The 22,503-nt window shown below is 71.0% G+C and carries 25 protein-coding genes; 10 read left to right on the top strand and 15 right to left on the bottom strand.

Annotated elements, in window-relative coordinates; all coding sequences use genetic code 11:
* Positions 1-31: 31 nt before the first annotated feature.
* The 6 genes from DVK05_RS11660 to rnz all read right to left on the bottom strand — a co-directional run bounded on the left by DVK05_RS11660 (position 32) and on the right by rnz (position 6,146).
* Positions 32-1,018, bottom strand: a complete 987-nt coding sequence (locus DVK05_RS11660) for an alpha-ketoacid dehydrogenase subunit beta (RefSeq protein ID WP_121563504.1) — start codon at positions 1,016-1,018, stop codon at positions 32-34.
* Complete coding sequence (gene pdhA / locus DVK05_RS11655) at positions 1,019-2,122, bottom strand: pyruvate dehydrogenase (acetyl-transferring) E1 component subunit alpha (protein ID WP_121563791.1); 1,104 nt, start codon at positions 2,120-2,122, stop codon at positions 1,019-1,021.
* 352 nt (positions 2,123-2,474) lie between these two features.
* Entirely contained in the window at positions 2,475-2,879 is a 405-nt protein-coding gene (locus tag DVK05_RS11650) for a CopG family transcriptional regulator (RefSeq protein ID WP_053770142.1), read from the bottom strand.
* 113 nt (positions 2,880-2,992) lie between these two features.
* The gene (locus DVK05_RS11645) at positions 2,993-3,643 is read right to left on the bottom strand and encodes an RPA family protein (protein ID WP_121563503.1); all 651 of its coding nucleotides are present in this window, start codon (positions 3,641-3,643) and stop codon (positions 2,993-2,995) included.
* A gap of 1 nt (position 3,644) precedes the next feature.
* Positions 3,645-4,571, bottom strand: a complete 927-nt coding sequence (locus tag DVK05_RS11640) for a replication factor A (RefSeq protein WP_121563502.1) — start codon at positions 4,569-4,571, stop codon at positions 3,645-3,647.
* Positions 4,572-5,213: 642 nt separating this feature from the next.
* Positions 5,214-6,146: a ribonuclease Z gene (gene rnz / locus DVK05_RS11635; protein ID WP_121563501.1), complete on the bottom strand. Its 933-nt coding sequence runs from the start codon at positions 6,144-6,146 to the stop codon at positions 5,214-5,216.
* 137 nt (positions 6,147-6,283) lie between these two features.
* Here rnz and DVK05_RS11630 point away from each other — a divergent pair, with 137 nt between their 5' ends.
* Both DVK05_RS11630 and DVK05_RS11625 read left to right on the top strand, forming a co-directional pair.
* Positions 6,284-6,559 carry a hypothetical protein gene (locus DVK05_RS11630; protein ID WP_121563500.1) on the top strand — a complete coding sequence of 92 codons (276 nt, stop codon included), beginning with the start codon at positions 6,284-6,286 and terminating at the stop codon, positions 6,557-6,559.
* Positions 6,560-6,779: 220 nt separating this feature from the next.
* Positions 6,780-8,723, top strand: a complete 1,944-nt coding sequence (locus tag DVK05_RS11625; RefSeq protein ID WP_121563499.1) for an ABC transporter ATP-binding protein — start codon at positions 6,780-6,782, stop codon at positions 8,721-8,723.
* A gap of 39 nt (positions 8,724-8,762) precedes the next feature.
* On the opposite strand, the gene DVK05_RS11620 is transcribed toward DVK05_RS11625, so the two are convergent.
* Positions 8,763-9,071, bottom strand: coding sequence for a hypothetical protein (locus DVK05_RS11620; RefSeq protein ID WP_121563498.1), 309 nt, complete (start codon positions 9,069-9,071; stop codon positions 8,763-8,765).
* A 133-nt stretch (positions 9,072-9,204) separates the two neighbouring features.
* Between DVK05_RS11620 and DVK05_RS11615 the strand changes: the two genes are divergently transcribed.
* Complete coding sequence (locus tag DVK05_RS11615) at positions 9,205-9,966, top strand: creatininase family protein (protein ID WP_121563497.1); 762 nt, start codon at positions 9,205-9,207, stop codon at positions 9,964-9,966.
* Between the two features lie 10 nt (positions 9,967-9,976).
* On the opposite strand, the gene DVK05_RS11610 is transcribed toward DVK05_RS11615, so the two are convergent.
* The 3 genes from DVK05_RS11610 to DVK05_RS11600 form a co-directional block, all read right to left on the bottom strand.
* Positions 9,977-10,375, bottom strand: a complete 399-nt coding sequence (locus DVK05_RS11610) for a DUF5790 family protein (protein ID WP_121563496.1) — start codon at positions 10,373-10,375, stop codon at positions 9,977-9,979.
* A 127-nt stretch (positions 10,376-10,502) separates the two neighbouring features.
* Positions 10,503-10,718: a hypothetical protein gene (locus tag DVK05_RS11605; RefSeq protein ID WP_121563495.1), complete on the bottom strand. Its 216-nt coding sequence runs from the start codon at positions 10,716-10,718 to the stop codon at positions 10,503-10,505.
* Positions 10,719-10,797: 79 nt separating this feature from the next.
* Positions 10,798-11,598 carry an aldo/keto reductase gene (locus tag DVK05_RS11600; protein ID WP_121563494.1) on the bottom strand — a complete coding sequence of 267 codons (801 nt, stop codon included), beginning with the start codon at positions 11,596-11,598 and terminating at the stop codon, positions 10,798-10,800.
* A 141-nt stretch (positions 11,599-11,739) separates the two neighbouring features.
* Here DVK05_RS11600 and DVK05_RS11595 point away from each other — a divergent pair, with 141 nt between their 5' ends.
* Both DVK05_RS11595 and DVK05_RS11590 read left to right on the top strand, forming a co-directional pair.
* Complete coding sequence (locus tag DVK05_RS11595) at positions 11,740-13,416, top strand: methyl-accepting chemotaxis protein (RefSeq protein ID WP_121563493.1); 1,677 nt, start codon at positions 11,740-11,742, stop codon at positions 13,414-13,416.
* A gap of 1 nt (position 13,417) precedes the next feature.
* Positions 13,418-14,182: a bacteriorhodopsin gene (locus DVK05_RS11590; protein WP_121563492.1), complete on the top strand. Its 765-nt coding sequence runs from the start codon at positions 13,418-13,420 to the stop codon at positions 14,180-14,182.
* A gap of 58 nt (positions 14,183-14,240) precedes the next feature.
* Here the strand turns inward: DVK05_RS11590 and DVK05_RS11585 are convergent, their stop codons facing one another.
* On the bottom strand, positions 14,241-15,299 hold the full coding sequence (locus DVK05_RS11585) for an Lrp/AsnC family transcriptional regulator (protein ID WP_121563491.1): 1,059 nt from the start codon (positions 15,297-15,299) through the stop codon (positions 14,241-14,243).
* Positions 15,300-15,427: 128 nt separating this feature from the next.
* Positions 15,428-15,586: a hypothetical protein gene (locus tag DVK05_RS17360; protein ID WP_199712321.1), complete on the bottom strand. Its 159-nt coding sequence runs from the start codon at positions 15,584-15,586 to the stop codon at positions 15,428-15,430.
* Positions 15,587-15,910: 324 nt separating this feature from the next.
* On the opposite strand from DVK05_RS17360, the gene DVK05_RS11580 reads away from it, so the two are divergent.
* Both DVK05_RS11580 and DVK05_RS17355 read left to right on the top strand, forming a co-directional pair.
* Entirely contained in the window at positions 15,911-17,008 is a 1,098-nt protein-coding gene (locus tag DVK05_RS11580) for an anthranilate phosphoribosyltransferase (RefSeq protein WP_121563490.1), read from the top strand.
* 243 nt (positions 17,009-17,251) lie between these two features.
* Positions 17,252-17,401 (top strand): hypothetical protein, encoded by a 150-nt coding sequence (locus DVK05_RS17355; protein ID WP_167551883.1) that lies wholly within the window; start codon positions 17,252-17,254, stop codon positions 17,399-17,401.
* 112 nt (positions 17,402-17,513) lie between these two features.
* Here the strand turns inward: DVK05_RS17355 and DVK05_RS11575 are convergent, their stop codons facing one another.
* From DVK05_RS11575 to DVK05_RS11565, 3 genes are all read right to left on the bottom strand, one after another.
* A complete protein-coding gene (locus DVK05_RS11575) occupies positions 17,514-18,347 on the bottom strand; it encodes an NAD+ synthase (protein WP_121563489.1) in 834 nt (277 codons plus the stop codon).
* 107 nt (positions 18,348-18,454) lie between these two features.
* Positions 18,455-19,093 (bottom strand): NUDIX hydrolase, encoded by a 639-nt coding sequence (locus tag DVK05_RS11570; protein WP_121563488.1) that lies wholly within the window; start codon positions 19,091-19,093, stop codon positions 18,455-18,457.
* Entirely contained in the window at positions 19,090-19,473 is a 384-nt protein-coding gene (locus DVK05_RS11565; protein WP_053770159.1) for a hypothetical protein, read from the bottom strand. The genes DVK05_RS11570 and DVK05_RS11565 overlap by 4 nt, the downstream gene beginning before the upstream one ends.
* 130 nt (positions 19,474-19,603) lie before the next feature.
* On the opposite strand from DVK05_RS11565, the gene DVK05_RS11560 reads away from it, so the two are divergent.
* The 3 genes from DVK05_RS11560 (at position 19,604) to DVK05_RS11550 (ending at position 22,488) form a co-directional block, all read left to right on the top strand.
* Positions 19,604-20,560 (top strand): DUF5787 family protein, encoded by a 957-nt coding sequence (locus DVK05_RS11560; RefSeq protein WP_121563487.1) that lies wholly within the window; start codon positions 19,604-19,606, stop codon positions 20,558-20,560.
* A gap of 34 nt (positions 20,561-20,594) precedes the next feature.
* A complete protein-coding gene (locus DVK05_RS11555) occupies positions 20,595-21,002 on the top strand; it encodes a cyclic nucleotide-binding/CBS domain-containing protein (RefSeq protein ID WP_121563486.1) in 408 nt (135 codons plus the stop codon).
* A 121-nt stretch (positions 21,003-21,123) separates the two neighbouring features.
* The gene (locus DVK05_RS11550; protein WP_121563485.1) at positions 21,124-22,488 is read left to right on the top strand and encodes an LLM class flavin-dependent oxidoreductase; all 1,365 of its coding nucleotides are present in this window, start codon (positions 21,124-21,126) and stop codon (positions 22,486-22,488) included.
* Positions 22,489-22,503: the final 15 nt, after the last annotated feature.

Below are 22,503 nucleotides of genomic sequence, written 5' to 3'. Positions count from 1 at the left end.
GGCGTTCATGGGTGTATCTCCGGCGGCCATGTTAAAATTCGACCGCCTCCAGGATCCCGTCCTCGATGCGCGCCGCGGACGGGAGGTAGTAGTCTTCCAGCGCGTACAGGGGGTAGGGCACGTCGAACCCGGTGACTCGGCCGATCGGCGCCTCCTGGTAGAGCAGCGCCTCTTCCTGGAGGATCGCCGTGATCTCGCCCGCGAGCCCGCCCGTCTTGGGCGCCTCGTGGACGACGACCGCGCGGCCGGTCTTCTCGAACGCCTCGACGACCGCCTCGCGGTCGAGCGGCGATATCGTCCGTAGGTCGACGACCTCGCACTCGATCCCCTCCTCGCCGAGCGTCTCGGCGGCCTCCAGCGTGGGGCGGGTCATCGCGCCGTAGGTGAACACCGCCACGTCGTCGCCCTCGCGGCGCGTGGCCGCCTCGCCGAGCGGGACGGTGTACGGCTCCTCCGGGACCTCCTCGCGGAACGCGCGGTAGATCAGCTTCGGTTCGAGGAAGATCACCGGGTCGGGGTCGCGGATCGACGCCGCGAGCAGCCCCTTCGCCTCGCGGGGTGTCGAGGGGATCACCACCTTCAGCCCCGCCTCGTGGGCGTAGAACGCCTCCTTCGACTCGGAGTGGTGCTCCGGCGCGCGGATGCCGCCGCCGTAGGGCGCCCGGAGCGTCATGGGGAGCGTGAACCGCCCGCGGCTGCGGGTGCGGAACCGCGCCATGTGCGAGACGATCTGGTCGAAGCCCGGGTACATGAACCCGGAGAACTGTATCTCCGGGACCGGGCGCATCCCCATCGCCGCCATCCCGACCGCGGTCCCGATGATGCCCGACTCGGCGAGCGGCGTGTCGATCACCCGGTCGCCGCCGAACTCGTCGTAGAGCCCCTCGGTGGCGCGGAAGACGCCCCCGTTCTTCCCGACGTCCTGGCCCATCACGACCACGTCGTCGTCCTCGCGCAGTTCGGTGTGTAGTCCGTCTCGTATCGCCTGTACCAACGTGAGGTTCTGTGTCTCGCTCATTCAGTCCTCCAGGAACGCTTCGTCCCCGCGCTCGTCGCGCAGCGCGGCGAACTCCTCGTACTGCCGCTCCAGTTCGGGCGGGAGCTCCGCGTAGGCGTGCTCGAACAGCTCCCGCGGGTCGGGCCGCGCCATCGACTCCGCCGCGTCGATGGCGTCCGCGACCTGCGCCTCGACCGACGACTCGACCTCGGCGACGCGCTCGTCGTCGAGGACCCCCTCGTCCCGGAGGTACGCCTCCAGCCGGTCGATCGGGTCCTTCCGCTTCCAGCGCTCGACCTCGTCGTCGTCGCGGTAGACCGTCGGGTCGTCGGCGGTCGTGTGCGCGCCGAAGCGGTACTGGACCGCCTCGATGAGCGTCGGCCGCGGCCGGTCGGCGTCGGGGTCGCGCGCCTTCTCCAAGGCCGCCTCCGTGACGCTGTACACCGCGAGCGGGTCCATCCCGTCGACCTGGACGCCGTCGATGCCGTACGCCTCCGCCTTCTGCGCCAGCGTCGCGCTCCGGGTCTGCCGCTCGCGGGGGACGGAGATGGCCCACTGGTTGTTGTTACAGAAGAAGACGGTCGGCGTGTCGAACACGCCGGCGAAGTTGACCCCCTCGTGGAAGTCTCCCTCGCTCGTCGCGCCGTCGCCGAAGTAGCAGATGAACGCGTCCTCCTCGCCGCGGAGCTTCGAGGCCCACGCGGCGCCCGTCGCGTGGGGCACCTGCGACGCGATGGGGACGGCGACCGGGAAGACGTTGACGTCGTCCGGCGCGCGGTTGCCGTCCTCGTGGCCCATCCAGTAGAGCAGCGTCTGTTTCAGCGGGAGCCCGTGGACCAGGGCGGCGCCGTGTTCGCGGTACGACGGGATCATCCAGTCGTCGTCGTCGAGCGCGTACGCCGAACCGATCTGGGCGCCCTCCTGGCCGGAGAGCGGGGGGTACGTCCCCATCCGGCCCTGCCGTTGGAGGCTCACCGCGCGGCCGTCGAAGTGCCGCGCCAGCCGCATGTGCCTGTACATCTCGACGAGCGACTCGTCGTCGAGGTCGGGGACGTCGCCGACGACCTCGCCGTTCTCGTCGAGGACGCGAACCGTATCGTCGTACGCCCTGTCGAACACGGTCACGGTCGAACCCACCTTCGCATGTCCGATCCGTTCACCGCCCGGGTAATATCGTTTTCGTAAATAATTTAGTATAATCAGAAATAGCGCCTTCGCACTGAGAAACCGTCCATCGCACTGGAAGAGAATCGGACGTTTCTGAACAAACTCGGAGCTGTTCGGCAATATTTTCGCCAAGATGGGCGGTTCGGCGGTCAGTAACGGACGAACAGGAAGGTTTTCGCGCCGGGGGCCGCCGGTAGAGGCGGAACCCGGGCGGCGCGGCGCCGCGGCTCGGCGGTCGAGCGCGGCGAGAGAAGCACTGGGTCGGACGGTCTCGGTCGGAGCGGAAGGCGGTCCGGGGCGGCGTGTGACCCTAACCGAGGCGGAACGAGGGCTCGTCCGACTCGCCGTCGAGGTCCTCCAAGTGGATCACGTCCTCGTCGTCGCCCTCGACCTGCTCCCGAAGGTGGTTGATGTACCGCTTGTGCTCTTCGAGCTGTTCGCGGAGGTGTTCGGCCTCGAGTTCCAGCCGCTCGTGTTCCCGGACGAAGCTCTTCGGGACCTCGACCCGGGGCGGGAAGGCCTCGCCGTCGCCGTCCGCGTCGGTCAGCTCGTGTTCCGGGACGACCCGGACCTGACCGTCGTGGGCAACGAGCATGTCCACGTAGTCCCGGAATACCGCCGACAGCGAGATGTCCCGCTCCTCGGCGATGTCGCGGAGCGCCTCGAACGCGTCCTCGTTGACGCGGAACGAGACCGTCTTGTTCTTGTTGCCCATTAGCGGGTCGTAGGTCCCGCTGCGTACTTAACAGTTTGTCAGACGGTCGCACGGCGGACGGCGCCGTCGGGGCGCCGGGCCGGCGTCCCGATCAGGGCTCCGGCCCGCTCGCCTCAGGGCTCCGGCGCGCCGGCCGGGTCGGACCCGTCGGGAGCGTCGCCGAGCGCGGCGTCGTCGCCGGCGAGCTCGTCGCCGCTCTCGTCGAGGTCTTCGAGCGCCGACAGCGCGGCGGCCTTGTACGTCTCGGGGTCGAGGTCGTACTCATCGCGCGCCATGCGCGCGTACTCGTTGCCCTCGTCGTCGAACGCGGCGACGCGCTCGACGGTGCGACGGGCGGTCTCCGCGACCCAGCGGTCGCGGGTGGCGGCGTCGACCTCGGTGATCGACTCGGGGCGGACGGAGACCCGGACCGTGCCGTCGTCGGTCTCGTAGGTCCGGGGCTTCCCCACGACTGCGACGTAGGCCGGGGGCTCCAGGTCCCGGAGTTTGGAAGCGGCTTCCGGCTGGTACTGGCCGGCGTACACGAAGAACGTGCCCGTCGGGTCGACGATGCGGCCGCGCCAGTACTCGCTGTCCTCGCCGACGTCCTCCTTCTCCGTGAGCGTGCCCACGAAGAACACGCGGTTCGAGGACTCGCCGGTCGGGAGCAGCGCGTAGACGGGGGCGCGCTCGTCGTCGGACTCGGTGAACGTGTAGCCGGCGTCGTTGAACTCGCTCGCGAACACGCGCCGGGCGACCTCTCGGGTGGGTGCTGACTGGCTCATTTCAGATCGACCTCGCTTCGATCAGCGCACTTTCAACGTCGACCGCGCCGGGATCCTCCATCTCGTCGACCAGGACGTACCGGCCGAACGTCGGGCCGGTGACCCGGTAGTAGCGGCCGAGCACGTCCTCGCCCATCTCCTCGGCGACGACGGTGGTGTCGAGCGCGTCCATCGCCATGTCCTTGGCTTCCTCCAGGGTCATGCCGGTGAGCTCCTCGGTGGCCTCGCGGTCGAAGATGACCTCGGTGACCGTCTCGCCGTCGTCTAAGACGCCCTTGATCCGGAGGTCGAACTCGCCTTCGACCTGGCCGTGTTCGGAGCAGCGCCCGTTCTGGAGGACGCGCGTACAGTCCTCCTCGGGGCACCGCTTGATCAGGCCGGAGCCGGACTGGATGTCCACGAGGGCGCCCTCGACGGTGTCGGCGTTGTCGCCGACCTCGATCTCGTCGTCGATCTCGGTGATACCGGTCGTCCGGTTGAGCTTCACCGAGTAGCTCCCCTCGTACTCGTCGGTGACGACGTTCGAGAGCTCGTACGCCCGCCCCTCCGTCAGCTCGGGGAGGTCGGAGGTCTCGAAGGCGACGAACTTGATCGTGCCCGACTCGTCGCCGAGCAGGCCGACCTGCGAGATGGAGTCGCTGCGCGGCTCCCAGAGGTCGACCAGCTTCACGCGTAAGTCGACCCACTGCTCGTCCTCGTCGATGTCGTTGACGAGGACCTCCTCGCTGCCGCCGCGGCCGAGCTCGTCGCGCTCCATGCCGGCGTCCTCGAGGTAGCTGTTGGTGACGCTCCGGCTCGCCTCGTCGAGCGGCACGCGGTACTCGTCGACGAGCGTTTCGAGGCGCTCCTCGACGTCGTCGGGGTCGACGTCGGTGTGGTCCGAGAACTGTTCCGCTATCGCTTCCGCTTCCTGTCGCAGTTCGCTCATGGGGTGTCTCCGCCTCCGGTCTTGTTTTCAGTGGGAGGCGTACGACGGTTGGGTCCAGATGGTATTAAAACGTACGTGACCGCGGTGAAAGTGGAACGAAACGCCCGCCTGAGGCCCGCTACGCGGTGTTCTTTCGATCCGCGGAGATCGACCGACGGGACGACCCCGCTCGCGTCAGACGCCCGTCAGCCGTGCGCGGGCTTCGTTTCAAGTGGAACGATCACACGGATCGCGGCCTCACGAGACGGAGATCCGGCAAGCGTGACGAGAACGATGGCGGTGGCGCGCGCCTCCGAGCGCCCAACGGGCGCGAGGAGCGCGTGCGAGGGAGTCGGCGGCGACCGACGGGAGCCGCCGACGAGGCTGGGGAGGCGTGAGGTGCTGTGCGGAGCGGTGCGGGGTGGGACTCAAAGGGGCAGCCGCGAGGGCGAAGGCGTGCGACGCAAGGACCGCAGCGAGCGAGCGGAGCAAGCGACGAGGACCGCAGCGAGCGCACCGAGCCCTCGCGGCTGGGGCTTTGGTGGTGTTCGCCGCCGATCGGCAGTCGATTATTTATAAGCGAACGGATGAGAATTTGGCGGCGGCCTCCGTATCGTTCGCAGAGCCGTCCGCGTCGTGCTGACCGCACGAACCGTTAACGCCTCAGTCGTCGGCGTCGGGGAACGGCACCTCGATCAGGTCGCCGTCGTCCGGGAGCAGGCACTCGCCGTCGAACGCCTCGCGCGCGTCCCGGAGTATCGGGCTCGGGTCCGCCGCGTAGCGCGAGGAGATGTGGACCAAAGCGAGCCGTTCCGCGTTCGCGCGGTCGGCGATCGACCCCGCCTCGCGGCCGGTCGAGTGGGCCGTGTCGCGGGCGCGGTCGGCCATGTCGTCGGCGAAGGTGGCGTCGTGGATCAGCAGGTCGGCGCCCTCGGCGGCCTCGACGGTCGCCTCTCGCGGGCGCGTGTCCGCGGTGTAGACGAGTTTTCGACCCGGACGCGGCGGGCCGACGACCTGCTCCGGCTCGACGACCGTGCCGTCCTCGGCCTCGACCGCCTCGCCCTCGTGGAGGCGGCCGAACTTCGGGCCGACGGGGACGCCGAGCGCCTCCGCCTTCGGGCGGTCGAACCGGCCGGGGCGGTCGTCCTCCTCTAAGACGTACCCTTGCGAGACGGTCCGGTGTTCCGTCTCGAAGGCGCGGACCGCGTACTCGTCGGTCTCGTGGGCCACCTCGCCGGGCGCGACCGGCTCGATCCGGACCGGGAACGCCGGGTCGTGGCCGACCGCGTGGACGAGGTCGCGGAGGTGGTCGTCGGTCCCCGGCGGGCAGTGGACCGTCAGCGGGTCGGTGCGGTCGTTGAACCCGAGCGTCTGGACGAGGCCCGGGATCCCGAGGACGTGGTCGCCGTGGAGGTGCGAGACGAACACGCGGTCGACGGCGAACCCCGTGCCGCTGCGCATCATCTCGCGCTGGGTGCCCTCGCCGCAGTCGAAGAGGAAGCGGTCGCCCTCGCGGTTGACGAAGACGGCGCTGGCCGCGCGTTCGACGGTCGGGACGGCGCCGCCCGTCCCGAGGAACGTGACGCGAAGAGACATGGCGAGTCATCGGGACGGCGGTTGTAAACCGGTGTCGATGCGGGCGGAGCGGGGAAACGGCGACGAGCGCACGGGCGAGTAGCCCCGGTCGCGGCCCCGGCCGACACCCACATGTGTCCGGGCGCCCGAGCGCGGCCATGCGAGACCCGATCGCCGCCTTGGTCAGACAGGAGGGGTGGCGCGCGGAGGGCGCGGCCGCCCGCGTCCACTACGAGGGAGGCAGCGACCGATACGCGGTGGAGTTCTACGCCGAGACGCCCCGCGTCCTCTACTGGTCCGTCCCGACCGACGACGAGGGCGAGACGGCGGCGCCGGTCCCCCGCGACGGGGTGCCGGACCCGCTTCGCCGGCGCATCCGGGAGGACCTCGACGAGGCCGGGATCGACCCCGACGTGGAGCGGCGCGAGCTGTGAGGCCGATCCCGGGTCGCGGGGAGCGAGTCCGCGGCGCGGTCGACGGAGCCGGGACCGGCGCGCGCGACGGTCCGATTCTCGGATCGGCCGAGGCGTCCGCGCGACGACCGCGGTTGATCGGGCAAAATCGCCCGAACGGCCGCGCGCTACCGGCGTTTTCTGCCGATGTATTTCGGTTCGAAGGAAACCTATTTGCCCGCCTACCTGATACGACCGTGTGATGAGTGGCGTCGAATGGGAGGAAGACGATCCCTTCGAGGAGCAGCGGGACAAGATCGAGAATCCGATGAAGCGGCTGTTCGTCGAGTACGGCCGCGACTACGTCCCGCAGGTGACGGTGGGGATCCTCGCGAGCGTCTTCGCGCGGCTGCTCGACCTGCTCCCGCCGCTGATGCTCGGGATCGCCCTCGACGCGATCTTCCGCGGCGAGGCCGCGTTCAACGAGCAGATCCCGCTGGTGTTGCTGCCCGACGCGTGGCTCCCGACGGAGCAGGCGGCGCAGTTCTGGTTCACGATCGCGGTGCTGGCCGGCGCGTTCGCCTTCGGCGCCGGCTTCCACTGGGTCCGGAACTGGGGGTTCAACGCCTTCGCCCAGAACATCCAGCACGACGTCCGGACCGACACGTACGACCAGATGCAGCGGCTCAACATGGACTTCTTCTCGGACAAGCAGACCGGCGAGATGATGTCCATCCTCTCGAACGACGTGAACCGGTTGGAGCGGTTCCTCAACGACGGGATGAACTCCGTGTTCCGGCTGTCCGTGATGGTGATCGGGATCGGCGTGCTCCTGTTCTGGATCAACTGGCAGCTCGCCTTGGTCGCGCTGCTCCCCGTCCCCGTCATCGCCGGGTTCACCTACATGTTCATCAAGATCATCCAGCCGAAGTACGCCGAGGTGCGGTCGACGGTCGGCAAGATGAACTCCCGGCTGGAGAACAACCTCGGCGGCATCCAGGTGATCAAGGCGGCCAACACCGAGTCCTACGAGTCCGACCGCGTCGACGACGTCTCCTTCGACTACTTCGACGCCAACTGGGACGCGATCGAGACGCGGATCAAGTTCTTCCCCGGCCTCCGCGTGCTCGCGGGCATCGGCTTCGTCCTCACGTTCGTCGTCGGCGGGCTCTGGGTGTTCCAGGGGCCGCCGGGACCGTTCACGGGCGAGCTCTCCGAGGGGATGTTCGTCGTGTTCATCCTCTACACCCAGCGGTTCATCTGGCCGATGGCGCAGTTCGGGCAGATCATCAACATGTACCAGCGCGCCCGCGCCTCCTCCGCGCGGATCTTCGGGCTGATGGACGAGCCCTCGAAGCTGGAGGAGGACCGCGACGCCGAGGAGCTCGTCGTCGACGACGGCCGCGTCGTGTACGACGACGTCTCCTTCGGCTACGACGACGAGACCATCGTCGAGGACATCGACTTCGAGGTCGAGGGCGGCGAGACGCTCGCCTTGGTCGGCCCGACCGGGGCCGGCAAGTCGACCGTGCTCAAGCTGCTGCTCCGGATGTACGACGTCGACGACGGGGAGATCCGGATCGACGACCAGAACGTCAGCGACGTGACGCTGCGGTCGCTGCGCCGCGCGATCGGCTACGTCGGGCAGTCGTCGTACCTGTTCTACGGCACCGTCCGCGAGAACATCACCTACGGCACGTTCGACGCGACCGACGAGGAGGTCCGCGAGGCGGCCGAGGCGGCCGAGGCCCACGACTTCATCCAGAACCTCCCCGACGGCTACGACACGATGGTCGGCGAGCGCGGCGTGAAGCTCTCCGGCGGCCAGCGCCAGCGGATCACCATCGCGCGCGCCGTGTTGACCGACCCGGACATCCTCATCCTCGACGAGGCGACCTCCGACGTCGACACGGAGACCGAGATGCTGATCCAGCGCTCGCTCGACCGCCTCACGGAGGACCGGACGACGTTCGCGATCGCCCACCGGCTCTCGACGATCAAGGACGCGGACACCATCCTCGTTCTGGAGGGCGGGAAGATCGCCGAGCGCGGCACGCACGACGAGCTGCTCGACAACGACGGGCTGTACGCGCACCTCTGGGGCGTACAGGCCGGCGAGATCGACGAGCTGCCACAGGAGTTCATCGACCGGGCGCAGGAGCGCACCGCCCGGATCGTCGAGGACGCCGAGAGCGACGACGACTGACCGCGGCCGGTCGGGGCGGCCCGTCTGACCGGTCGACCGTCACCGGGGGAGCCGGGTCCACTCGTCGGCGGACGCCGGGGAGTCGTCGGCGTACCCGAGCGCGTCGAGGACGGCCTCGCGGACCTCCGCGGGGTCGCGGAACTGCGTCTCCTCGCGGCCCTCGAGCAGGCTGTCGAGCCGCTCCGTCGTCGTCCCCGCCTCCAGCGTCGCGGCGCCGTACTGCTCTATCAGTTCCGCCGCCGTCACCGGGTAGCGGTGCTCGCGGAGCGCCCGCTTCAGCGGGCCGAAGGTCACGGCGGGGGCCGGCTCGTGCGCCTCCGAGTCGTGGTCCGCGTTGTCACCGCTCATGCGGTCCGGATCCACGGGGAGGGGCATAATACCTCGGGAGCGCCCGCGACACCGGTCTCTCCGCGAGCGTCCGCCGGACGGCGGCGTTGGCGGTGACCGCCGCCTATACCACGACGCGCGCCGAGGTGCGGGTATGCGCCTCAGCGAGGTCACGTGGACCGACGTCCGCGACGCCGACGTCGACGTCGCGTTCCTGCCGGTCGGCAGCACGGAACAGCACGGGCCGCACGCCCCGCTCGGTACCGACGCCCTGAACGCCGTCGCGGTCGCCGAGGCGGGCGCAGACGCCTACGAGCGGGCGGGGTCGGACGAGGCCGCCGACGCGGAGCGCGGGGAGGTCGCGGTCGCGCCGCCGGTCCCGGTCGGCGTCGCCGAGGAACACCGCGCGTTCGACGGGACGATGTGGGTCTCGCCGGAGACGTTCCGGGCGTACGTCCGCGAGTCCGCCGAGTCGCTGGTCTCGCACGGGGTCGACCGCGTCGTGTTCGTCAACGGCCACGGGGGGAACGTCGAGGCGCTCGCGGAGGTCGCCCAGCGGTTCTCGCGCGACGACGCCCACGCGGGGTACGGCGTCGCGTTCACCTGGTTCGAGGCGGTCGGTGACCACGCGAGCGACATGGGTCACGCCGGGCCGCTGGAGACCGCGCTGTTGCGCGCGACGAACCCGGATCTGGTCCGCGAGGAGCGCGTCGACGAGGCGGGCGCGGGCGCCGCCGACCGGTGGGGCGAGTGGGTCGCCGGGGTGAACCTCGCGCACGACTCCGACGAGTTCACCGACAACGGCGTGGTCGGCGACCCGCGGGCGGGCGACGCGGAGCGCGGGCGGGAGCTGCTCGACCGCGCGAGCGCGTCGCTCGCCGAGCTGGCGGCGGCGGTGGTCGAGCGGGACGCCTGAGGAAGAGGGGTTACTCCTCGTCGGCCGCGTCCTGGAGCGCGCCGCGGATCGCGGGGACGGTGCCGGTGAGGGAGGCCACCTCGTCGGCCGCGCTCTCGATGTCGCCGACGAGCGACTCCAGCTCCTCTATCTCCGCCTTCAGGTCGTCGGCGTCCTCGAAGGCGTCGGCGCGCTCGCCGAGGACGTACGCCTTCTTCGCCGAGCGCACGCTGTCGACCGCGTCGCCGGCGTCGAGCGCGGACTTCAGCCCGTTGAGCGCGCCGAGGACGTTGTCCGCGTCCGTCTCCCACACCGCGTCCGGGTCGGGGAGCTGGTCGCGCGCCGCCGCGAGGTGCTCTTCGACCTCCGCGCGGGTCTCCTCGGCCGCCTCGCCGAACAGGTCGTCGTCGTCGAACGTGGACTGAGCCATGTCCGAATCGTCGTGCCCGCACCTTTTAAAAACGCGCCCGAAAGCGGAAGTGAAACCGCCGGGGAGGACGGATCCGCCGGCGGATCGGGGGGATCTGGCGTTCAGTTTCGGTCCGGCGGCGGACGGCTCAGAGCCGGACGAGCAGCTCCGCCGCGATCAGCGTCAGCAGGAGACCGAGGAGGCCCGCGAGGGCGGCGAGCGTCCGGAGCCGGTCCGACACCGCCGCCGCGTCGGGCGTGGCGGCCAGGAGGGCCGGGCGGTCGCGGGGGGCGGACTCGCCGTCCGCGTCGCCGTCGGCTTCCGGGGCGGGGCCGCGGTCGGACCGAGGGCTCGACTCCGGCACGGGTGACCGCTCGGCCGGGAAGACCGTTAAACCGACTATGAGGTGACAATAGCGGTATTGAGCGCTCCGGAGCGCGGGCTCAGTTCCAGGGGGCCTCCGCGAAGTCGACGACCCGCTCGCCGCGGTCGAGCCCGTCGATCCGGGCGATCTGCTCGTCGGTCAGGTCGATCTCGCGGGCGGCCCAGTTCTCCTCGACGTGACCGTGGTCGGCCGCCTTCGGGATCGGCGCGACGCGCTCCTTGGAGAGCAGCCACGCGAGGCTCACCTGCGCGGGGGTCGCGTCGTGGGCCGCGGCGACCTCGCGGAGGGCGTCGACGTCGGCGACGCGGTTGCGCGCGATCGGCGAGTAGGCGACGAGCCAGTGGCCGTCCTCGACCGCGTACTCGCGGAGCCGCTCCTGTTGGAGCAGGGGGTGACACTCGACCTGGTGGGCGAACACGTCGTGGTCGAGGCGGTCGATCGCCTCGTCCAGCTGGTCCGGCTCGAAGTTCGAGAGCCCGATCCGGTCGATCACGCCGTCGTCGACGAGGTCGTCGAGCGCGGGCAGCGTCTCCTCGGGGTCGTAGCTGTTGATCGGCCAGTGGACGTACAGCAGGTCGATCGAGTCGACGCCGAGCCGGTCCCGGCTGGCGCGGGCGGTCTCGACGGCGTCGTCGTACGAGAGGTTGTCCGTCGAGAGCTTCGTCGCGACGAACAGGTCGTCGCGGTCGACGCCGCTCCGGTCGATCCCGTCGCCGACCGAGGCCTCGTTGTCGTACCCCTGGGCGGTGTCGACGTGGCGGTAGCCGGTCTCGACCGCGTGCGCGACCCCGGCCGCGCACTCCTCGCCGTCCGCCAGCTTGTACGTCCCGTATCCGAGCCTGTCGAAGGCGGTCGTCATGTCTCACCCTGCGGCCGGCGGCGGCCTCAACGTACCGGTCCGGACCCCCGTAACCGCCGGGCGCCGCGCCGGGAGTGATTATCATCGTTAATATCCGGGAGGAGGTTATTATCACGGGGGGATCCCTGCGGTCGAGTACACATGCACACAGGATCGGCCCCGGGCGTCCGATCGAGCTACGGCGCGAAGCTCGCTCTGTCGCTGATCGGGGTCATGGGGGTCTCAGTCTCATACGGAGTTGTCGTCTACCTTCGCGCCGACGCGGCCGGCGCCGCCGGCGAAGCGGTTCGGTCCGGGCTCGTCGGGATGACGCTGTTGACGGTGATCGGGCTCGCGCTCATCGGGGTCACGATCGGATCGAACACGGTCATCTCCCTGCGGCAGCTCACGGGCAAGGCCGAGCGGATGGCCGAGGGCGACCTCGACGTGCGGCTCGACACGGGCCGGACCGACGAGATCGGGCGGCTGTTCGGGGCGTTCGACGAGATGCGCGGCTCGCTGCGCTCGGAGATCGCCGACGCCGAGTCGGCCCGCGAGGAGGCGGAGCGGGCGCGGCGGGAGGCCGACGCGCGCGCCGAGACGGTCGAGGAGAAGGCGACCGAGTACGAGACCGCGATGCGAGCGCTCGCCGACGGCGACCTGACGCGGCGGGTTGACCCGGAGAGCGACAACGAGGCGATGGCGCGCGTCGGCGCCGCGTTCAACGAGATGGCCGACGAGCTGGAGGGGACGGTCGCGTCCGTCGCGACCGTCGCCGAGGACACCGCCGACGTGGCCGGGACCGTCGACGACCGCACGGACGACCTGCGGGCGACGACGGGGACCGTGAGCGAGGCGGTCTCGGAGATCGCCGAGGGGGCCCGCACCCAGCGCGACGACCTCCAGGCGGCGACCGACGAGGCCGAGAACCTCGCCTCGTCCGCCGAGGAGGTCGCCTCCACCGTCACCGACGTCGCGGAGACCGCGGAGCACGCGGCCGAGGTCGGCGAGGAGGGCCGCGAGGCCGCCGAGGAGGCGCTCGCGGAGATGGACGCGGTCGAGGAGACGACCGCGGAGACGACCGCGGAGGTCGAGGCGCTCGCGGCGGAGGTCGAGGAGATCGGCGAGGTGGTCGACACCATCTCGGAGATCGCCGAGCAGACGAACCTGCTCGCGCTGAACGCCTCCATCGAGGCGGCCCGCTCCGGCGCCGACGGCGCCGGCTTCGCGGTCGTCGCCGAGGAGGTGAAGTCGCTGGCCGAGGAGACGCAGGCGTCGGCCAGCGAGATCGAGGCCCGGATCCACGCCGTCCAGGAGCGCGCGGAGACGGGCGCCGACGCGATGGCGCGCACCGAACAGCGGATCTCCGCCGGCGTCGACACGGTCGAGACGTCGATCGACGCCTTAGAGCGCCTCGCGGAGGCCTCCGAGCGCACCGACGCCAGCATGACCGAGATCACCCGCGCCACCGAGACGCAGGCGGACTCGGTCGACGCGGTCGTCGGCCACGTCGAGGACGTCTCCGCGATCAGCGCGCAGACGGCCAGCGCGGCCGGCGACGTGACCGGCGCGGTCGACGAACAGGAGCGGACCCTCGGGGCGGTCGAGACCGCGGCCGGGTCGCTCTCCGACCGCGCGCTCGCGCTGCGCGACGCGGTCGACGACTTCGAGTTCGCGACCGACGAGGGCCTCGACGGCCCGGGCCGCGCGACGGGGCGCGGCGCGGCGCCCGACGCCACCGCGGTCTCCGACGGGGGGACCGCGGGCGGCGCCGGGACCGAGTTCGAGTTCTCCCGTGACGACGGCGACGACGCGGTCGCCGGGGAGGAGGTGAACTGAGATGCTCGTCGACACCGCCGTCTGGGCGTGGATCGGGGCCCTCGCGATGGGCGCCGGGACGGTCCCCCCGCTGTGGGCGTGGTACTCGCGGTCGTCGGCGACCGGCGGGTCGCACGCCGTCTACTACGGCACCCTCGCCGGCGTCACCGGCGTCGCGGCGCTCGCGTACCTCGCGATGGCGCTCGGCGTGGGGACGCTGTCGACGGCCGTCGGCGAACTGGAGGTCGTCCGATACGTCGACTGGCTCGTGACGACGCCGCTCATCCTGCTGTACCTCGGACTGCTCGCTCGGCCGTCGCGGCGCGTGCTCGCCGGGCTGATCGGCGTGGACGTGGTCGTCATCGCCGGCGGCGTCACCGCCGCCGCCACCGGCGGAACGGTCTCGTGGGTCGCCTTCGGCGTCGCCGGGGCGGCGTACCTCGCGCTCGTCTACGGGCTCCTCGTCTCGCTCCCGCGGTCGGCCTCGGCGGCGGGCGACCGGGTCCGCGCCGTCTTCGGCACGCTCCGGAACATCACGGTGGTGCTGTGGACGCTGTACCCGGTCGTGTGGCTGCTCGCGCCGACCGGGTTCGGTCTGCTGACGCCCGCGACGGAGATGCTCGTGTTCGTCTACCTCGACATCGTCTCGAAGGTCGGCTTCGTCGTCGTCGCGGTCGCGGGCGCCGACGCGCTCGACCGCCTCGGCGCCGACCGCGGCGTCGCCGTCGGCGACAGCGTCGGGGCAGACGCCGCCGGCGAGCGGACGACCGCCCTCGGCGACGACTGAGCCGCGGTCCGGTCCGGCTCGCGTCGCCCGTCCGGTCCCTCCCGCTCCCCGCAGCCGGTCAGTCCCCGTCCGCGACCAGGTCCTCGTACCGCGCGCCGGTCTGTTTCAGCGTCTCGGTCGAGTAGAGCCGCTCGTGGGCGAACGGGAGGTGGTCGGCCGCCAGCTCGTCGATCTTCGCGTCGACCGCCTCGGCCTCGCGGCCGTGGATCATGGTGAACATGTTGTACGGCCAGTCCTGGTCGGGGCGGCGCGGGCGGTGGTAACAGAGGGTGACGTACGGGAGGCTGCCGACCGCCTCGCCGCGCTCGTCGAGCTCGTCGTCGGGCACGTCCCAGACCACCATACAGTTGTTCGTGAACCCGGTGACGACGTGGTTGACGATACAGCCGACGCGCTTGATACAGCCGTCGGCGAGCAGGCGCTCGACCGCGGCGAGCACGTCGTCGACGGGGGCGCCGATCTCCGCCGCCACGTCCGCGTAGGGGGTCGCCGAGAGCGGGAAGCCGTCCTGGATCGCCAAGAGGAGGTCGGCGTCGAGCGCGGAGAGGTCGCCGCGCGCGTCCTCGGAGATCCGGGTGGCCGACACGTCGGTCTCGTCGAGGGACTCCCGCGCGAACCGGTCGGCGTTGACGACGGGGAACTCCAGGTCGATGTAGTAGTCCGTGAGCATCGGCAGGGCGAGCACCTCGCAGCCCGTCCGTTCCTCGATCTCTCCGAGGATCTCGTCGCGTCGCTCGCGCGATCCGGCGGTGACGACGAACCACTGGTTCCACTCGTGGTCGCGGCGGTAGTTGTGGTTCACCTGCCGGTAGCCGTTGATGACCTCGGCGACCTCGTCGAAGCGGTCCTCGGGGGCGCGCACCGCCGCCAGCGTCGAGGAGCCGATGACGGGCGGGTTGAGCACCGCGCCGAACCGGCGGAACACGCCGCGCTCGCGGAGGTCGCGGACGCGTCGGAGGACCTCGTCGGCGTCGACCGCGGCGCCCGTCTCGGCCGCTATCTCGTCGGCGACCCGTTCGAACGGGCGCCGCTCGACGGGGAAGCCGCTCTGGTACTCGTCGATGAGGGCCGCGTCGACGGCGTCGACGTCGGCCCGCCAGTCGGCGTCCAGACTCATTACCTCGGGTAGGGGCCGGGCGTACCTACGGGTTTCGGAGGGCGTCGAGCGTCAGCGGGAGCGTGTCGAGCGTCAGCGGGAGCGCGTCGAACGTCAGCGGGACGGGTGTCGGTGCGGACGAGCGCGCGTCAGTCGTCGGCGGGGGCCTCGCCCGGCGTCGGCGCGAACGCCCGGGCGCTCTCCTCCAGTTGCGCCGTCGAGCAGCCGCCGACGGTCGCGGCCTGTTCGAGCGTCAGCGTGCGGGACCGGTACAGCGTGAGCGCGGTGGCGACGGATTTGGACGTCATCGGGTACAACCAGCCAGTAGATGGACGAACATATAACTCTGGCGCTGATTCGACCCCGATACAGAATTAGAAAAGCATAGAGTGACCGAATTGTATGAAAGATACCTGTATAAGCGGACGTTCATGCGGTTATTGTTTGCGAACGAGTACCACGATTCCGGAGAGAGCGACCCGGTCGTCCGGGCCTGGCGCTCGCGCGCGGTGCGAGGCGGACCGGCGCGCGTCGTCTCGGTCGCGTTCCAGAGGAACTGTCCCCGCTCGACGTGTTCCCGACGCGCGGGAGTCGAACGGGGGACTTTTCGTCCGAGAACCCGAACGGCGCGTATGGCTCAGGCGACCCAGGAGTTCGGCGACTGGCCCCTCAAGCGGCTGATGACCGAGGTCTGCGGCTCCGGCCACAAATCGGCCGACGACCTGACGCGCGCGCAGGCGACCGAGGCGTTCGAGCGCATCCTCGCGGACGAACCGGACCCGACGACGCTCGGGGCGTTCTGGCTCGCGAACCGCTGGAAGCGGAACACGCCCGAGGAGCTCGGGGCGTACGTCGACGTGATGTGCGACCGCGTCGAGTACGCCGAGCCCGACGCCGACCCCGTCGACTGCGGCGCCAACTACGACGGGAAGGGCCGGACCGCGATCTTAGGCGTCGCCGCGGGCGCCGTCGCGGCCGCCGCGGGCACCCCGGTCGTGGTCCACTCCGGCGACCGCGTGCCGACCCAGAAGCAGGACGCGTACAAGCACGTCTTAGACGAGCTGGGCGTCCACACCGAGCTGACGCCCTCGGACTCCGCCGACATGGTCGACGAGACCGGCTTCGGCTTCTACTACCAGCCCGCGTTCAACCCCGCCATCGACGACCTGTTCGAGCGCCGCGACATGATGGGCGTCCGCACGTTCGTCAACACCGTGGAGACGCTGGCGAACCCCGCCGGCGCCTCCGTCCACCTCGGCTCCTTCTACCACCTCGCGTTCGCGAAGAAGGTGGTCGACACGTTCGTGGAAAGCGAGTTCCACGACCTCGACCGCGTCCTGATGTTCCAGGGCATGGAGGGGTACGACGACGTGCGCCCGGGCTACACGAAGGTCGCCGAGTGGGACGCCGCGGGCGACGACGGCGACGAGGCCGGCAGCGAGGGCGCCTCCTTCGACGACTTCGAGATCGAGACCGCGGAGTACGGGATGGACCTCGAGGAGGACGACCTCGCGGTCGACGACGTGGCCGCCGACTCGGCGGCGGTCACGGAGGAGGTGCTGGCCGGCGAGCGCGACGGCGCCTTCGCCGACGCGGTCGCGGTCAACGCCGCGCTCCGGATCTACGCCGGCGGCGACGCCGACTCCATCGAGGACGGCCTCGACGCCGCCCGCGAGGTCATCGACGACGGGAGCGCCCACGACGTGCTCGAAGCCCTGCGCGAGTTCTGACCGCCGGGCCCGTCGGCGGCGCGTCGCGCGGAGCGATCGACGGTCGCGGAGGGCGGCGGCGCGACGGAACCGCGTCGCCGTCGCGCCCGTGAACTCCATTCTCTCGACACGCGTTTTTCGCCCGTGTTCCGGCTTCGGTCCCCCAATTTGGGCCTGATTTGGGACGGAGTTTGAAAAGCGCTCTTGAGGTCAGAGCACCAAGTGAACGTGTACCGAATATGACCCACGATACCATTCACCGCCATGCCGACCTGTGAACACTGCGAGGCGCACGTCTCCGAGCGGTTCGTCCAGGTCTTCGGGGACGACCGGAGACGGGTACACGCGTGCCCGAACTGCTCGGCGAACGCCGGGATCGCCGAGGTGGCGAAGGAACGGGCGCAGAACGCCTGACCCCCGCTGACCGCTTCGGCTCGCCGTCCCGCACGGTCCTCCCGACCCCGGCGGCTCCCCGCCGCTCCGACCCTTCTTACTGCTCTAATCCCTCTTACCGCTCTGACCCCTCTTACCGCTCCGGCGCCGGCGGCATCGCGCGCTTGTGGGCGCTGCGCTCGTGGAGGTCGACCACGCGGTCGACGGCCGCCTCGGGCACGTCGAGTTCGCGGACCGTCGCCGCCCGCGAGAGCCCGCCGTCGACGTGGACCGCGAGGATTGCGTCGACGGTGTCGTAGTCGAGCCCCATCTCCTCGGCGTCGGTCTGTCCCTCCCACATCCCCGCGGTCGGCTCCTGCATCACCAGTTCGCGGGGGACGCCGACGTGCGCGGCCAGCTGGCGCACCTGCTGTTTGTAGAGGTTCCCGATGGGGTTACAGTCGACCGCCTGGTCGCCGTACTTCGTGTAGTAGCCGGTCATCGCCTCCGCGCGGTTCCCGGTCCCGAGGACGACGCGGTCCTCGGCGTTGGCGACGAAGTAGTTCAGCACGGCGCGGGTGCGGACGTAGACGTTGCCCGCGGCGGTGCGGTCGTCGGCCGCCTCCGGGACGGCGTCGAAGACGGCCTCCGCGATCGGCTGGATCTCGACCACGTCGTACTCGATGCCGAGGTCCGCGGCGACCCGCTCGGCGTCGCTCATCACGTCCGGGTCGTTGACCGCGGAGGGCATCGTGAGCCCGTGGAGGCCGTCCTCGCCGAGCGCCTCGACCGCGAGGTACGCGGTGAGCGTGGAGTCGATACCGCCCGAGAGGCCGAGGACCGCGCCCTCGGCGCCCGCGTCCTCGACCACGTCGCGGATGAACGAGACGATTCGCTCGCGGGTCGCCTCGAGCTCCGACTCCGAGAGGCGGAGGTCGAGCGGGGGGTCGTCCGACAGCAGCACCGACTGCTCCGAGGTCTGACTCATGACAGAGTACAGGGACCGAGGCGACTAATACCCCCGCTTCGCCCGGCCGAACTGGACGTACGTCGGGTTCCCTGGGGGATCGGGAGGCGATCGGGCTCCGCGAGCGCCTACAACAGGCCCTCGCGCTCGGCGAGCAGGAGTCCCTCCAGCGTCGCGTCGTTCGTCGGCGGGTCCCGCGCGGTCGCCAGCGCCTCCTCGACCGGGACCGACCGCGGGGCGAGGAACTCGTTGCTGTCGTGGTCGACGTCGACCGGCTCCAGCCCCTCGGCGAACACGTAGCCGCGCCGGTGGCGCAGCACGCCCGTCGAACACCACACCTCCTGGAGCAGCGAGGTCGACGACGGCGCGAAGCCGGTCTCCTCGGCGAGCTCGCGCGCGCCGGCCTCGGTGTACGACTCGCCGGCCTCGACGACCCCCGCCGGGAGCTCCAGCTGCGTGTTCCGCACGGTGGGGCGGTACTGCTCGACGAACAGCACGCGGTCGTCGGCGACGGCGACGATGACGGTCGCGGGCGACAGCTCCGCCCAGTAGTACTTCTTCTCCGTCCCGTCGGGCTGCTCGACGCGGTCGTAGCCGCCGACGAACCACCCCTCGTCGTACTCGACCGCGACCTCCCTGACGGGCCACTCCGGCTCGCCCGGCAGCGAGTGGCTGCGGCCGTCGGAGAACGCGGGGAGGTCGCGGAGGTCGGCCGCCGGCGCGTCGTCCGGGGCGTCGCCCGCGTCCCCGCCGCGGTCGCCCGTCACGGGCGGACCACCTCCGCGTGGTACACCTCGCCGTCGCGGCGCACCCGCACGCCGCCCTCGGTCGCGGCGCCGGGCACCTGTTGGGTGAGCGCGTCCACCTCGTCGAACGGCGTGTGCGTGAACCACTCCTTCACGCCGTACGGGCCGGTCTGGTAGCCCTTCGACCGGCCGTCGTCGCTCTCTATCGCGCCGATCAGGTACGGGTACCGGCGGTCGGAGACGTTGTTCACGTCGGCCGCGGTGCCGTTGGTCTCGATCGGTTCGACCGTGAGGTAGTAGGGGTCGCCGCTGCCGAGGTAGCTGGGGAGCGCGCCGAGCGCGAGCAGCGCGACGACGACCAGCGCGATGGCGACGACGACGTTCCGGGTGACCCGGCGCATGGTCGGGGTAGGTGCCCGCGGGGAATACCGGTTTCGACCGACGGTGGGGGCGTGGGGGGAGGGCGGGCGAAGCCGGGGCCCCGGGCGGGGTCGCCGACGCGCTTTAGCCCGCCGCGTCCCTTCCTCACCCATGGAGTACCGGTTCGAGCTGGCGCTGTGCGCCGCGCTCGAATCCCCCGACCGGGTCGTCGCCCGCCAGCTCGGCGCGGGCGTCGAGACGCCCGGGACGCGCATCGTCGACGTCTGCCTGCTGTCGCCGGGGCCCGGTTTCGACGACCGCGCCGCGATCAGCGCCGAGCGGATCCCCGATCCCGCCGTCGAAGCCGCCGTCGGCCCGGGCGAGGCCGTGCCCGTCGCCGAGGCGTTCGACCACCCGCCGGACCGCGCCGCGGCCGTCGTCGACCGGGCCGTCGAGGTCGGCTACCTCGAACGCGAGCGGCGGAACGGGCGGGACGCCGTGCGCGCGACGGCGCGCTACCCGGACGACTGGGTCGGCGGCCTCGTCGCCGTCGAGAACAAGCCTGACCTCGGGACGCCGGGCGACCTGGAGGCGCAGCTTCGCTACGACGCCGCGCTCGGCCTGTTCGACGAGGTCGTGCTCGCGACCGCCTCCTACGTCACCCGCGCGCACCTCAACCGGATCCCGGAGGCGGTCGGCGTCTGGCGGTTCGACCCGGAGACGGGCGAGCGCGAGGTGGTCCGCGAGCCGACGCCGCTCGACCCGGACGCCCCAGGCGTCGAGATCCGCGCCGAGCGCCCCTCCCGCACGGACGTCGCCCTGGTCGGCCCCGAGGCGAAGGCGCGCAAGCGGCGCCGGGTCGCCGAGCGCGCCTACGGGAAGGGGTGGCGCCCGGAGCCGCCGGCGTGCGCGCACGGCGAGGCGACCGCCGACGGCCGGCCCCGCTGCGCGCACTTCGACCGCGTGGTCGACCCCGGCCGCGAGTGCGGGAGCGGGTGTCCCGCCTTCGAGCCGGCCGACCCGCCCGAGGCGGACCGTGACCGCCTCCGGGACGAGCGAACGGCGTGGGTCGCGGAGCCCGAGGGCGCCGGGCCGCGACGGCAGTCCGGGCTCTCACGGTATCTGTGAGAACGCTTATACGGCGAGGGCGGGTGTTTCAGGTATGGACGAGATCGAAGACGTGTTCGTCGCGCGACTGATGTCGACGGACCTCCACACGGTGACGCCGGACACGCTGGTCGAGGACGCGGCCGCCGTGCTGCTCGACAACGACATCAGCTCGGTGCTGGTCGTCGACGACGACGGGGGGCTCGTCGGAATCCTGACCTCCACGGACTTCGTCGACATCGTCGCGAAGAGCCAGCCGAAGGCAGAGACGACCGTCGAGCGGTACATGACGCGCGATCCGATCACGGCGGGCGCGCAGGACGACGTGGCGGCCGTCGCCGCGACGATGCTCGAACACGGGTTCCACCACGTCCCGGTCGTCGACGGGGACACGCCGATCGGCATCATCACCACCTCCGACTTCGCCGCGTACGTCTCCTCGCCGGAGTCCGTCTCGGCGTAACGCGCCCGCGCCCCGCGTCGACCGCGGCCGCGGTCGCCGGAGCCCGCGGAGTCCGTCCGCGACCGCGACAAGTCCCGCCACTTCCTGTGCCCGTATTACCCCGGAGCGCGTACCGAGAGGCGTGTCCGATCACCTACACCTCAACCTCTTCACCATGGCCTCGGTCGAGCACGTCTCGCCCGGGTCGTGGCGGTACCCCGGCGACCGGTCGGCGGACTACGCCGACCGCGAGTACTGGACCGAGGTCGCGCGCACCGCCGAGCGCGGCGGGTTCGACGCGGTGTTCTTCGCGGACGTGCGCGGCATCTACGACGTGTACGGCGACGACCGCGAGACCGCCGTCGAGAAGGCCGTCCAGACGCCCGCGAACGACCCGCAGCTCGTCGTCCCCGCGATGGCGGAGGTCACCGACGACCTCGGCTTCGCGGTGACGCGCTCGACGACGTACACCCACCCGTACCAGCTCGCGCGCGAGTTCTCGACGCTCGACCACCTCACCGACGGCCGGGTCGCGATCAACGTGGTCACCTCCTACCTGGAGTCGGCCGCCGAGAACCTCGGGCTCGACGAGCGGATGGACAAGGAGACGCGCTACGACCGCGCCGACGAGTTCCTCGACGTCTGCTACAAGCTCTGGGAGGACTCCTGGGAGGACGACGCCGTCGAGGTCGACCGCGAGAGCGGGCGGTACAGCGACCCCGAGAAGGTCCACGCGATCGACCACGAGGGCGACCACTTCTCGGTGCCGGGGCCGCACGGCTGCGAGCCGTCGCCCCAGCGCACCCCGGTCGTCTACCAGGCCGGCTCCTCCGACTACGGCCGGTCGTTCGCCGCGCGCAACGCCGAGGCCGTCTTCGCCAGCCAGCCGACGGAGGAGGGCGTCGTCGAGTACATGGAGGACGTGAAGTCGCGCGCGGCCGACGCCGGCCGCGACCCCGGGAGCCTCCGCTTCTTCATCGGCGTGGTGCCGGTCGTCGGCGAGACGCAGGCGCTCGCGGAGGCGAAGTACGAGGAGTACAAGCGGCACGTCGACGTCGAGGCGACGCTCGCGCTGCTCTCGGGGTTCCTCGACATGGACCTCTCCGAGCTCGACCCGGACCAGAAGGTCGAACACATCGAGACGGACGCGATCCAGGGGACGATGAACGCCTTCACGAAGGCCCAGCCGGACCGCGAGTGGACGGTGCGCGAGGTCGCGGAGTTCTGCGGGCTCGGCACCACCTCGCCGAAGATCGTCGGGACCCCCGAGCTGGTCGCCGACGAGCTCCAGCGCTGGCACGAGGAGGTCGGCGTCCACGGGTTCAACGTCAAGGAGGTCGTCCGCCCGGACTCGCTCGTCGACTTCGTCGACCTCGTCGTCCCGGAGCTGCGCGAGCGCGGCCTCGTCCCCCCGGCCGACGCCGAGCCCCCGGGAGAGACGCTCCGCGAACGGCTCCTCGGCGAGGGGCAGACGCGCCTCCGCGCGGACCACCCCGCTCGGCAGTAGTCGGATCGGATCGAC

This window comes from Halorubrum sp. Atlit-8R (assembly GCF_003666025.1).
Lineage (GTDB): Archaea > Halobacteriota > Halobacteria > Halobacteriales > Haloferacaceae > Halorubrum > Halorubrum salinarum.
This window is presented reverse-complemented; position numbering and strand designations above follow the sequence as displayed.